Source organism: Lewinella sp. LCG006 (assembly GCF_040784935.1).
Taxonomy (GTDB): Bacteria; Bacteroidota; Bacteroidia; order Chitinophagales; family Saprospiraceae; genus Lewinella.
In genome coordinates, this window is the sequence record NZ_CP160680.1 from 5,335,844 (window position 1) to 5,348,062 (window position 12,219).

The window sequence follows — 12,219 nt, forward strand, 5'->3', positions numbered from 1 at the left end:
ATATTCTTTCTATGGGCTGGGAAACAATGATACCAAGATTTCTCTTTTTTTCAAGTATCTCCACTTGACTTTCTCTATTTTTACGAAAATACATAATTGAAACGATGAAATTGGAAGGCATTTACAAACTTCAAGGTGTAGTACAGCATTATCAATGGGGTGGTACGGATTTTTTACCCAACTTGTTACTTGAATCCAACAAAGAAGGCAAACCCTGGGCGGAATATTGGCTGGGTGTGCATCCCAAGGGGACCGCAATGGTAGCCACTGAACAAGGCCCTCAAAGTCTGGCCGAAGTTTTGCGGGGAAACCCTGCGCTTTTGGGCGAAAAGGTCGCCCGTGTTTTTGGAGAATTACCTTTCCTATTCAAAATTCTCGATGTCAAAGAGATGCTTTCTATTCAGCTGCATCCAACACGAGAGGTCGCCGAAGAGCGTTTCGCGAAGGAGGAAGCTGCAGGCATCCCCCTTTTAGCGGATCACCGAAATTACAAAGACAAAAACCACAAACCTGAGGTCATGGTTGCCCTGACCGACTTTTGGCTCCTACATGGTTTTCAGACCAAGGCGGTTATTGAGCAATCTTTGCAGGAAATTTCTGCTTGGGCGGATTTAGCATCAGTATTAACCAATAAAGGTGTACCCGGCTTGTACGAAAGAGTGATGACCGCAACGGAGGAGGAGGTCTTTTCGTGGCTTGATCCACTGTACCAAAACTTGAAAGAAAGACAAGGAGCGCTAGTGCCTAGCCATCCTGATTATTGGGCTTGGCAGGCTTTCTTGCAATACAGTACAGCAGGTCATCATGATCGCGGGGTTTTTTCTATCTACTGGTTCAATCTGGTTCACTTGGTGGCAGGAGAAGGGATTTTTCAGGCTGCTGGTATCCCGCATGCTTATCTGCGAGGCGTCAACGTGGAATTGATGGCCAATAGTGATAATGTACTACGCGGTGGACTCACTCCAAAGCACATTGATGTACCAGAATTGCTTGATAATATTAATTTTTCGGCAGTTAGTCCCCAAATTTTACGTGGTGAAGTAAGTGATCATAATGTGCTCGATTATCCCGTACCCGTGCCAGATTTTACATTAAAACAGTACCAAATGCTTCCCGGTGAAACCTTCTCTACTAGCGAAGAGGGGCCGCGGATTCTATTGATTCTCAATGGTGAGGCCAATCTCAACGGCCAGGATTACCGAGGAGGGGAGGCTGCCTTTATTCCTGCCAATCAAAAATTAAGTTGCGAGAATAAAGGGGAACAAAACCTGCGATTTTTTGTTGCGGGAGTAAGTCAGGATATGAATATATGATCTAACCTTGATTGGTTATGTATCTATTTTATTCTTACCTTTATCAACCACCCCTTTGTAGAGTACCAGCATGACAACTGACTATCAGCAACGTTACCAGCTAGAGTTAGCCCAGAAAACCCTGCGCTGGGGTAGGTATATAGCTTTGATAGCCATCGTATTTATCATTGTTTTTTATTTTGGTGACCTATATGACCTGAAACTGGAGAATACCTTGCCCTGGCGGCTTCTCGGTTTGGCTGGCCCCGTTCTTTTTTTGTCTTCCCGTTTTATTAGTGCTTTTCGAGAAAAAGTGATTCCTTTTTATAGCTTGATGATGTTGCTGATCATAACCATGATGTCCATTATTGCGGCGCAAATTTTTATTGATCCAGCATCTTCCGATCGTCAGTTGTTTGCGGTGACCACAGGTTATATCTCTGTTTGGGTCTTAATTGCCATGATTGCTTTTGGCGGGCGTCGGTACATTAGTTTATTTGGGGGAATAATATTGGTGGTGACTTTATTGGTTTGCTATTTTTTTAGTGATACGACGAGCGGTATCGGTTTTATCATGTCCATGCTGATGGCAGGCATTTTAGCGATTGTACTGATGATCAGCCAGGCCAGGTACGATCGCGATCGTGCTTTTAGTGTGTATGCGCTGGAGGACAGCCGAGATACCATCAAAATACAAGCCGAAGACTTACAACTTGCCAATGAAAACATGATGACCTTTACCCGGGCAATGTCTCATGACCTCCAAAGTCCGCTTCGTAGCGTACGATCCTTCCTCGATTTATACGAACAGCGCAGCAAAGGCCGAATTCCTGAAGACACGCAAGAATATCTTGATCTCGCTCGTCATTACCTCAAAAGAGGTCAAATGGTCGTAAGCGACTTGCTCACCTATTCAAAAATAGGCAAGGATCCCATCGTGAAAAACAGGATAGATTTCTTAGCTTTATGTGAGCAGATCGTCACTGAAATTACTGCTTCTTTGGATGCAAAAGATAAATTTCAGATAGAATACCATCTGGAAGAACCTACTTTGGCTGCCGACGAAAAACTACTTTGGCATATCTTACAAAACCTGGTGAGCAACGCGATAAAGTTTTCTCAGAAGGAGTCGGCACCACTTATTCAGATCAAATCCTGGAAATCGGGTACAGAAACCGTTATCGAAGTCAAAGACAATGGTGTCGGCTTCGATCAGGATTTTAGTACGGAACTTGGCAAGCCTTTCACGCGGCTCCATGGCAATGAATTTAGTGGCACGGGCATTGGCCTTTCCATCGTTCGACAGGTCATGGAATTGCACCAAGGGCGCTTTTGGGCAACGAGTAAACCCGGAGAAGGTGCCAGCTTCTTTTGTGCTTTTCCAAATGAATAACATTACGGCGTTCATTTGCTGCTTAGTGGCGGATTAAAAATGGAGGCAGTTATTTCCGTCTTTTTACTTAATATTAAGTTTGGGAAAGAAAAAACGATGGAAAACATGAACTCCTGGTTCTTACTACTATTTCTCCTGTTGCTGAGTGCCTTGGCTCCTGCTCAAACCTGGCAGCCAGCCTATTGGAAAACCCTTGACGGAAATGTAGATAGTGGAACGGTCGTAGTTCCAAAAAGAATGCTGACCAAACCTTGGCACATCAGGTACCTTTCTTCGGACGGCATTCCACAGGAAGGAGAAAATTTAGATTGGTTGGTGACCAGCGGCGACACGCTATATATTCGTAAGGAGTATTCCATGGGTGCCAGCACCATGTATCAGCAAGTGATTGGTGGCCAATTGAGCCTTTATCATGCCATTGCTCCCAAGGGAACTTTTGATTGGCAAATCCAATCAGCTACGCAATATGTCCAGGTCAATCAGTATGGCTTTTTACCCCAAATGGATAAGCTCATGGGGGAGGAATGCCCAGAGCTTGCCCAGAAGCCCAATGACAAGACAACGTCTTATAAGCTGCTATTAGCGGCGGAAGACATCAACCACTGCTTGGGGCCAACTGCGCTGAGGTATTCTTTGTTGGGGAAACCCATTAAGTGGAGATTTAATTTCGGCGTGATAACGCCCTTGAGTCTGATCAGTCCCGCAGAAAATAAAGGAGCCTACTGGGGTGCCCGGTTTGCGGTCGAACGCAATATCCGGCGCCTGTTCAATGGTTTTTATCTGACAGCGGGCCTGCAACCTTACTACTATCACCAAAAATCCAAACTGACCCTTGGCCCCTTGAATGGAACCTACGAGCAAGAATGGGAGATGTCTGCCCTGCAAACCAATATAGGTGCCAAGTTAGAACCTTTTCCTAATGCCAGGGTTTCTCCCTATGGGGAACTTGGTTTGGGGGTTGTTTTTCCTTTCTCTCACCAGCGTTATGCTGTTTTGGAAGAGGGAGAGCCTCAAAGTCCAGGCTATCCTATTGTAAGTAGCATAAAAGGTGGAATGAAGACCAGTTTCGGTATCTACGGGGCCTACGGATTACGGGCTAAGCTCAATGAGAAATGGGCTGCTTGTCTGCAAGTCTCTCATGACGGCATGTTTGTCGATCTCGATTACGGCGACTTGTCCGGAGGAGGGCGGAGTTTGTTTTTTAATCAGGATAATGCTCTCTATATTGGAGAATGGCGGCGCTGGGAGCTACTTTTGCAAAGACAATTTTAGGACTTTTTAATTTACCTGAACGCTATGGCACTGACTTCCTTATGGACAGGATCTGATAATTATTTGTGTGATGCAGAACTGGCCCAGGCTTTCCACATGTCCCGAGTATTGGGCATGCCCTTGCTGATTGAAGGGGAACCCGGAACAGGCAAGACTGAATTGCCATTGCAATACGCCAAAGACCAGGGCTTGGAACTGTTTGTGTTTCCTGTGGGTTCCAAAAGTACAGTCGAGCAATTCGTCGCCAATTTTGACCACGTCCGCTATTTACGCGATTCCCAGGTGGAAGTACTCAACGCGCAACGCGAAGAAAAAGGCCTTGAGCCGCTAAGTAGCAGCGGACGTATGACTGAAAATCTCGATGATTACGTACAACTTGGCCCGGGAGCGAAAGCTTATCTCAAGCCGAATTCAGTTTTGTTGATTGATGAAATCGACAAAGCTCCCCGCGAATTCCCTAATGATCTGCTCTATGCCCTCAGTCATCGTGCATTCATTCTCCCGGAATCAGGTCGCACCATCGAGGTATCCGAAACAGATATGCCTGCCGTCGTCATCACCAGTAACCGCGAACAGGAGCTGCCCACCGCCTTCAAAGGGCGTTGTATTTATCACTATATACGTTTTCCGGAACCCGCTACCATGCGTCAAATCATTGCCAAGCACTTTGCCAAATTAGAACCTCGCTTGCTAGACAGTTGTCTGGACCTTTTTTACCAACTCCGTGAGATGGGCCTCGAACGAGCACCCTCCACCCGTGAACTTCTCAACTGGATCAAATACCTCCAAGCGTTCGCTCCCGAAGAAGCGCAGTCCCGAATTCAAGAGCGCAACGGCATGGGCGTTTTGGTAAAAAACCAGAAAGATATGGAGAAGGTTTTGCGGCTGTATGGAAAGTGATTTTTTCTGGTGTAAAAGTGTAAGTGTGTAAAAGTGTAAAAGTTTTTTTTTGCTCCTACCGAACACCTTAACCTTTACACCCTTACACGCACCCAACCTTTTAAACTATCTTATGTTCTCCACCCTCCCACATACCTTTCGCGAGCACGGCCTACAGGCGGATGTGCGTACGCTCTTGCTTCTGCGCAAAAGCCTGGAACGAGGACTGGTGCGCACCTTGGGCGATTTGTACCTGGTGCTTAAAGGTTTGGTGACCAATGATCCCAAGGATTATGGCCCTTTCTCCGAAGCGTTTTACCAGTATTTTTTAACCATTGATTTCTTGCCGGGAGAAAAACTGGAGCAGGCCATCCAACGCTCACGCGTTTACCAGGAGTGGCTGGAAAGAGAAGACTTACTGGACGAAGCAACCGACGAAGACTTGGTAGATCGTTTCCTCAATGAGATTCATCTGAGCAGTTATGATATTCAACAAATGCTCGATGGGGAAGCTATTTTTCGCGAAGACAATCCTGACTTGGCCGATACTGATGACCTTGCAGACGAAGAAGGCATGGCCGATACTGATGATAGCCCTATTCAGCAAGGAGCTGATTATAGCAATATGTCCCTGGAGGAGCTGCTCGAAAGAATGCGCCAGATCGCGGAGCAACAGAAAACCCGCCATCGCGGCGGTAGCCATTGGATAGGGCAGGGGGGCATGTCGCCTTACGGTCATGGTGGTGCTGCGGCCGGAGGTATTCGCCTGGGTGGCCCCGGAGGCGGTAAGATGGCTCGCAAGGTCATCGGTGACCGCCAATATTACCCCGTCGATCGCAAAATGCCCCTGCAAGACGACAACATTGATGTAGCCCTTTCTTTTTTGAAAGGCATCGAAGAAGAATCTGCCCAAAGCATTCTTGATATCCCCGAAACGGTAAGGGAAGGCGTACGCCAGGGAGGATTATTCTTACCTGTGCAAAAAGATAAAAAAGAGCAAAAACTACAAGCCATCCTCATGGTCGACAACGGTGGCCGCTCCATGACCCCGTACGTGCGGATGATCCTCAAGCTGTTCTCTAAAATGAAACGCCGCTTCGCTCACGATCTCAAAACCTACTACTTCCACAACACCATTTACGGCGGAGCATATACCGATCCGGCCCGTCGCAACTTCGAACCCATCGACCAGATACTCGCCAACGCCAAGGATTACCAAGTTTTTGTGATCGGTGATGCCGACATGGCCCCTTATGAGTTGTCTCAGGCAAGTATCGCCCATTGGCAGGCCATCCACGCACGTTTTCCTCGCGCCGTCTGGCTCAACCCTCTTCGCGAGCGCTACTGGGAGTACGCCTTCACGGTCAGCATCATCAAAAGCTTTTTCCCCATGTACCCCCTCACGGTAGGCGGCTTAGAGAAGGCTGTTCTTTACCTCAATTCTAAGAAGATGTAGCTATTTTGGGGCCATTCGCTATGTTGTGCTCTACCGATGGAAGATCGGTATGCGCCGAGCTTTAGGCTAGGCCTTATGACTGGATTTCCCCGGGCCACGGCCCGCCCATGTCCTCCGCTTGGGCGGAGGTGGCCCGCTAGGGTCGGAGGTGGGCTACCCGCTGACGGGGTCGATTCGCAGCATCGGGGATGATGCCCTGCTGACCATAGTTGTATTGGTTCTACCGCTTCCTCTCCCAAGAGTCGCCTCCAACGGTCAAATTAACCATACCATGCCATCCTTGTAATGGGGGTGATCTAAGGCGAATTCATGAATTTTCCCTAGAAAAAGCAAAAGGTGTTCCGCTGGTCGCTCCACCAGCACACAGGCCGGCAAGCCCAACTTCTAACAGGATAAATTGAAATATTTCTCCACTTAGTTTGTTTTTTAAACTAAGTGCGCTTATATTTGTCATATGAGTACTTAGTTTAAAAACAAAACAAACTAAAAACCCCAAATAATATGTTCGGTTTCAAGCACATTCAATTCGACGCGATGACCTATGTCATGCACTACAAAAACGGCACCATCCACCAAGAAGGACGCGGTCTCTCTTTTTTCTATTTCAAACCTAATAGTTCTATTGTTGCGATCCCGATGGGGGGCAATGATTTGCCATTTGTATTCAAGGAGATGAGTGCTGATTACCAAACGGTCACCATCCAGGGGCAGATCAGCTATCAGATCAGTGAGCCCAAAAAACTGGCGGACGTTCTCGACTTCACCGTTAATGAAGAGGGGAGGTACAAAAAGAATGATCTAGAAAAGCTCAATCAACGCACCATCAACGAGGCGCAAACAGCGGTGACGGCTTTCATTCATGGACTGAGTTTGCAGGATGCCCTTGGTGCTGCTTCTACCCTGGAGCAACGCATCCTCAGTGGGCTACAATCGTCTCCGATGATTGGCATGCTGGGCATTGAGATCATGGGCGTCAACATCTTGGCCGTTCGTGCTGTGCCGGAAATGACACGCGCACTGGAAACTTCTACCCGCGAAAAACTTCAGCAGGAGGCCGATCAAGCCATCTACGAACGTCGCAATTTTGCCGTAGAGCAAGAGCGAAAAATCAAAGAATCAGAGCTCAATACGGAGATTGCCATCGAAGAAAAGCAGAAGCAAATCACAGAAAAGAAGATGGAGTCGGAGGTGCTCCGTCAGGAAAACAAGCGGAAGCTCAACGAAATGGTGATGGCCGGTAACATTGAGCTGGAGCAGCAGCGCCAATCGCTGGTGGAGCAAAAAGCCATCAATGATCGCAAACTTGCAGATACCAAAGCCTACGTGGTAGATACCACCCTAAAACCCTATAAAGACCTGGACTGGAAGATGATCACCGCCCTGTCTAATAACCCTGACCCACGCTTAAACATGACACTGGCATTCCGTGAATTGGCTGAGAATGCGGGTAAGATTGGTAACCTGAACATCAGCCCGGATCTATTAGAAAACCTCTTGGAAAAAGGTAGATAATGAGTTACGAATATGCGTTGATCGTTAAAAACAAGACTCGAATGGAGCAACTCATTGAGCGCTTCAATACCAAGGCCCAAGCCCGGTTTTATCTGGAACGCAATGGCGGCGACTTTGATGAATACGAGCTGGAACACCTCAATTTTCAACATGCACTCAGCGAGGTACAACGCCAGTTGGCCGGCGTGCTAAAGTACAAACTGCTTGATCGTTCTTTTCTGCCGGGGTACTTGTTTGCCAAACAGCATCTCATCATTACGGTGGGGCAGGATGGCTTGGTGGCCAATACGGCTAAGTACGCCGGAAGCTGCCCCATCCTGGCCGTCAATCCAGATGTGGATCGCTACGATGGGGTGCTTTTGCCGTATACGGTAAACAACTTCCTGAGCGGGGTACGTCGCATCCTGCGTGATGACTTTCCAGTAGAGGAGGTCAGTCTGGCGGAAGCTCGTCTGCAGGATGGTCAGCGATTATTAGCGTTCAATGAGCTGTTTATTGGTGCTTCCAGCCATGTTTCGGCACGTTACGAGATCGCTATGGGGCAGCAGCAAGAGGTGCATTCCTCTAGCGGCTTGTTGGTCTCTACAAGGGCAGGCTCTACGGCTTGGCTAAGCTCGGTCTTCAATATGGTGCAGCGCGTACCAGCTATTTTTGGCGCACCTACAGGTTTTCAGCCGCCGCAAGTAGCCGCCAATGAGTTGATCTTTGCGGTGAGGGAACCTTTTGCTTCCAAGCAAACCCAGATCAATATGGTGGCAGGCAAACTGGGCGAGCAGCAACATTTACAATTGAGTTCACTAATGCCCAGCCAGGGCGTTATCTTTAGCGACGGTATCGAGCAGGATTTTCTTCAGTTCAATAGTGGTGCGGTGGCAACCATTGGCGTCGCACCCGAGAAGGCGATGCTAGTGCAGCAGTGATTTTAACTTAACGTGAGGTTGGGCATTAATCGCTTGATTTTCAATAGCAATACACCATGTGCGACCTCTCTGAGGTCGAAATAAGGCATGAACGACCATTCTACCAATTTTTGACCTCTCCGAGGTCATACATAACATCTCGGAGAGATGCCATATTGGTAGTAAATACAAACGATATAACTCACCCGACCTCGGAGAGGTCGCATATAATACCTCCAACCTCACATTAACTTATAAAGATGTTTTACAGTACTCAAAAAATTATCCAAGCCATTGAAAGCGGGCGAGTAGTTGATTTCCTCTTCTTCTGGGGGCATCGCCCGCGTAAGGACGGAGGTATCGGCAAGAGCTGCCTTTCGCAATGGTATGCCAGTGGTTTCTCCTTTGATGGCGAGTATTTCCCTACCGCTGAGCACTGGATGATGGCCGGAAAAGCCCGCTTGTTTGGTGATGAGCCAATCCGCCAACATATCCTCAAAGCAGCTTCGCCCCTGGAGGCCAAGCGTTTGGGACGAAAGGTGAAAGGTTTTGAGCAAAATAAATGGAGCAATGCCGCCCAAGAATTGGTGGTAGAAGGCAACTACTTGAAGTTTTCTCAATCAAAACGCCTAAAATCCTTCTTGCTTAGTACCGGCGATCAAGTATTGGTAGAGGCCGCTCCGAATGACGCGATTTGGGGGATAGGCATGGTCGCAGAAGACCCACGGGCCAACGATCCAACGCAGTGGATGGGCACCAATTGGTTAGGCTTCGCGCTGATGGAAGTAAGAGATAGGTTGAAGTGATGAATGCTGGTCGGGAGTAAAGTGGAATATAACCCGACCAAAAAGGCGGGATAGTCTGGATGCTAAGCTACATGCTGTTTCATAAAGACCAGTCTTTTGGTGTGAATGACTAGAAAATTAGTTGTCTCATCGAAAAGAATCGATAAAGCTTTTTTTGCGTTGCTGTGCCCTCCTCCATAAGGTCGGGTTTCAAACCCAGCGCTATAGCGTAAAGAGCTATTGTACTCCCTGATTTGTCCCTAAGATGTCATTTCAACAGCGAACATTTACAAAGATGATGTAAGACGCCACGCATCGCTTCATTCCGCTTATCTTTGTGCATCAACATCCCGAAACAGCACAAAAATCAATGCGTACACTTATTGGTCTCTCTTTTTTGTTCCTACTGTCGACTTCTAATAAGGCGCAGGATATTTTTTTGAGTACCCTCAATAACCAGTTGTATAGCCTGGATTTGTCGGACTGTAGTTACCAGCAGATCGGGGCTATGCCGGTTAGTTCTACGGATATTAGTTTTCACCCCAACGGCAACTTGTATTGCGTAACCTCGACGGGGCAATTGTATCAAATCAATCCATTGACCGGAGCCAGTACCTTCTTGCACATGTTTGAGCCGGGGGCTTCCCAGTTGTACACAGCACTGACAATTTCTGCTGAGGGTATCTTTTACGTTTGTGGACTGGGGGGCGACTTGTGGCGTTATGATCTGGTTTCGGATGCTGGAACATTTATCGGCAACGTGGGGTATGGCGCCGAAGGCGACCTTACTTTCTACGACGGGGAACTGTACATGGCCTCGGAAAACGATAATATCGTTCAAGTAGATCTTCAGGTACCATCCAATAGTACGATTGCCGTAGACGGCAATGTACCAGGTCGAATTTTTGGCATTGTATCCTTTGCGGAAAGCTGCGACGAGATTTCGGTATACGCTCTGACGGACAATGCCGCCAATGTGTACGAAGTGAATTTTGCTGATAGTAGTCTTGATTTTTACTGTTCCATACCTCTACAGGTGAGCGGTGGTGCAAGCACCTTCGAGTTTTTGGGCTCCAACCCTGTATACATTGATGAAGTGGAGGTAGATGGATTCAATTGTGCCAATAACGATGGCACCATCAGTATCACCGCCAGCGGTGGAGTAGGGGCACTGATCTATTCTTTGGATGGGATAGATTTTCAGGCCAGTCCGAATTTTGTGAACTTACCACTTACGACTTACACGATCTACGTGGCCGACGAAGTAGGCTGCATCCGCACACAGGAACTCATTCCTTCTGCCGACGTCCCCGTTTTCAACGAAGTCAGGATAACCAATACGACCTGCGGGCTGGTCAATGGCCAAATTGAAGTAATGGTCAGTGGCGGTTTGGAACCGTACACGTTTTTTGTGAATGGCATGCAGAGTAGCAGCTTGACGGTAACGGACCTACCCGCAGGGAATTATCAGTTGGAAATCATTGATGCGGCGGGTTGTACTGCTATGACACAAGCCAATTTGGGCGGCGCAGGGGTGCCGGTAATTTCCAACATCAATATAGTCTCTACCACTTGTGGAGAGGATAATGGTTTTCTGTCGTTTGCTGTTACTGCAGGACTGATGCCCTTCCAGTTTTCGCTCAATGGTGGTCCGGTGCAAAACAGCGGTAATTTCTCTGGACTAGCCCCTGGGCTATACACCCTCAATTTGGTAGATCAGGCCGGGTGTACTGCTACGGCTTCAGCCACTATATTGCCCAGTGGCATTTTTGAAATTGTGGAAGTGCTGGTTGCAGATGCCACTTGTGGGGAAGAGAATGGGCGCATTGAGCTTGTCGCTACAGGAGGCATACCACCCTATGCTTACGAGCTTAATGATCTTGGTAATGTATCTACCCCGATCTTTACCGACCTCGCTTCGGGAGTTTATACTGTTCGCGCCGAAGATGCTTCGGGCTGCTTTGCGGAAACTACCGTGAGTTTGGCAAATACACCGCCGGTAAGTATTGTACTACAGAACCAGCGATCCGCCTCTTGTTTGGAAGAGGATGGTGAAATATTGCTGACCTTTTCTGGTGGTGAGGGGCCGCTTCGCCTAACACAGAATGGAATTTTAATTGGAACCGAAGGGAAGATTTCGGCTTTAGCAGCGGGCACTTATGAATACGTTCTCAGCGATAGCCTGGGTTGTACGGATCGTCTGATGGTGACTTTGGGAGCAGGGAATTGTCCATTTTATTTTCCCAATATTTTTAGTCCCAACCTCGATGGAGTCAATGATTTTTTCGCGCCGAAAGGCGTCAGTATTAGCGATACTCAAATCCTGCGGCTACAAATTTATGACCGCTGGGGTGGCCTCGTTTTTGAGCAAGGCAGTGGCCTGCTAGGCGATGACAAATACCGTTGGGATGGCCGCCGCCTGGGCGAAGACCTTACGCAAGGCATTTACGTTTATTTTATGGAAGTTCAATATGCAGATGGCACCACGGAAGTGTTTTCGGGGGATGTGATGTTGGTGAGATAATGTAACAATCACAAGGAAATTTTAACCTATGGGAAACCTGATAAAAATGTTTTTCAGCTTTAGCATAGATTAATTTCGTAGAACGGAGTTTTACATACGTAGCAACGCAGGCACAGCCTAAGCTGAAAGGGCTAAATAAAAATCCCGGATGGTAGCGTCGTCGCTACCATCCGGGATTTTTAAACTCAAGTACCCAGTACTTAAAAC

General features: G+C 47.7%; 10 protein-coding genes. 9 read left to right on the forward strand and 1 reads right to left on the reverse strand.

Translation table 11 applies throughout. The features are described 5' to 3' along the window. Nucleotides 1–104: 104 nt before the first annotated feature. The 5 genes from manA to AB0L18_RS19235 all read left to right on the forward strand — a co-directional run bounded on the left by manA (nt 105) and on the right by AB0L18_RS19235 (nt 6,292). Nucleotides 105–1,313, forward strand: coding sequence for a mannose-6-phosphate isomerase, class I (gene manA / locus AB0L18_RS19215; RefSeq protein ID WP_367388936.1), 1,209 nt, complete (start codon nt 105–107; stop codon nt 1,311–1,313). 70 nt (nt 1,314–1,383) lie between these two features. Beyond that, nucleotides 1,384–2,685 (forward strand): ATP-binding protein, encoded by a 1,302-nt coding sequence (locus AB0L18_RS19220; RefSeq protein WP_367388937.1) that lies wholly within the window; start codon nt 1,384–1,386, stop codon nt 2,683–2,685. A gap of 105 nt (nt 2,686–2,790) precedes the next feature. Beyond that, nucleotides 2,791–3,957, forward strand: a complete 1,167-nt coding sequence (locus AB0L18_RS19225; RefSeq protein WP_367388938.1) for a hypothetical protein — start codon at nt 2,791–2,793, stop codon at nt 3,955–3,957. A 24-nt stretch (nt 3,958–3,981) separates the two neighbouring features. Further along, nucleotides 3,982–4,857, forward strand: a complete 876-nt coding sequence (locus AB0L18_RS19230; RefSeq protein WP_367388939.1) for an AAA family ATPase — start codon at nt 3,982–3,984, stop codon at nt 4,855–4,857. 112 nt (nt 4,858–4,969) lie between these two features. Next, entirely contained in the window at nt 4,970–6,292 is a 1,323-nt protein-coding gene (locus AB0L18_RS19235; RefSeq protein ID WP_367388940.1) for a hypothetical protein, read from the forward strand. Nucleotides 6,293–6,599: 307 nt separating this feature from the next. Here AB0L18_RS19235 and AB0L18_RS19240 read toward each other — a convergent pair whose 3' ends face one another. Beyond that, nucleotides 6,600–6,746, reverse strand: a complete 147-nt coding sequence (locus AB0L18_RS19240) for a hypothetical protein (protein WP_367388941.1) — start codon at nt 6,744–6,746, stop codon at nt 6,600–6,602. Between the two features lie 47 nt (nt 6,747–6,793). On the opposite strand from AB0L18_RS19240, the gene AB0L18_RS19245 reads away from it, so the two are divergent. The 4 genes from AB0L18_RS19245 to AB0L18_RS19260 all read left to right on the forward strand — a co-directional run bounded on the left by AB0L18_RS19245 (nt 6,794) and on the right by AB0L18_RS19260 (nt 12,012). After that, nucleotides 6,794–7,804, forward strand: a complete 1,011-nt coding sequence (locus AB0L18_RS19245) for an SPFH domain-containing protein (RefSeq protein ID WP_367388942.1) — start codon at nt 6,794–6,796, stop codon at nt 7,802–7,804. After that, a complete protein-coding gene (locus AB0L18_RS19250; protein WP_367388943.1) occupies nt 7,804–8,724 on the forward strand; it encodes a sugar kinase in 921 nt (306 codons plus the stop codon). The genes AB0L18_RS19245 and AB0L18_RS19250 overlap by 1 nt, the downstream gene beginning before the upstream one ends. A gap of 239 nt (nt 8,725–8,963) precedes the next feature. Then, nucleotides 8,964–9,509 carry an NADAR family protein gene (locus tag AB0L18_RS19255; RefSeq protein WP_367388944.1) on the forward strand — a complete coding sequence of 182 codons (546 nt, stop codon included), beginning with the start codon at nt 8,964–8,966 and terminating at the stop codon, nt 9,507–9,509. Nucleotides 9,510–9,858: 349 nt separating this feature from the next. Beyond that, nucleotides 9,859–12,012, forward strand: a complete 2,154-nt coding sequence (locus tag AB0L18_RS19260) for a gliding motility-associated C-terminal domain-containing protein (RefSeq protein ID WP_367388945.1) — start codon at nt 9,859–9,861, stop codon at nt 12,010–12,012. The last annotated feature ends 207 nt before the right edge of the window (nt 12,013–12,219 follow it).

Bases quoted from the DNA above. Each gene is read 5' to 3' on its own strand.
- manA (WP_367388936.1), top strand. From the start codon at position 105: ATGAAATTGGAAGGCATTTACAAACTTCAAGGTGTAGTACAGCATTAT.
- AB0L18_RS19220 (WP_367388937.1), top strand. From the start codon at position 1,384: ATGACAACTGACTATCAGCAACGTTACCAGCTAGAGTTAGCCCAGAAA.
- AB0L18_RS19225 (WP_367388938.1), top strand. From the start codon at position 2,791: ATGAACTCCTGGTTCTTACTACTATTTCTCCTGTTGCTGAGTGCCTTG.
- AB0L18_RS19230 (WP_367388939.1), top strand. From the start codon at position 3,982: ATGGCACTGACTTCCTTATGGACAGGATCTGATAATTATTTGTGTGAT.
- AB0L18_RS19235 (WP_367388940.1), top strand. From the start codon at position 4,970: ATGTTCTCCACCCTCCCACATACCTTTCGCGAGCACGGCCTACAGGCG.
- AB0L18_RS19240 (WP_367388941.1), bottom strand. From the start codon at position 6,746: ATGACAAATATAAGCGCACTTAGTTTAAAAAACAAACTAAGTGGAGAA.
- AB0L18_RS19245 (WP_367388942.1), top strand. From the start codon at position 6,794: ATGTTCGGTTTCAAGCACATTCAATTCGACGCGATGACCTATGTCATG.
- AB0L18_RS19250 (WP_367388943.1), top strand. From the start codon at position 7,804: ATGAGTTACGAATATGCGTTGATCGTTAAAAACAAGACTCGAATGGAG.
- AB0L18_RS19255 (WP_367388944.1), top strand. From the start codon at position 8,964: ATGTTTTACAGTACTCAAAAAATTATCCAAGCCATTGAAAGCGGGCGA.
- AB0L18_RS19260 (WP_367388945.1), top strand. From the start codon at position 9,859: ATGCGTACACTTATTGGTCTCTCTTTTTTGTTCCTACTGTCGACTTCT.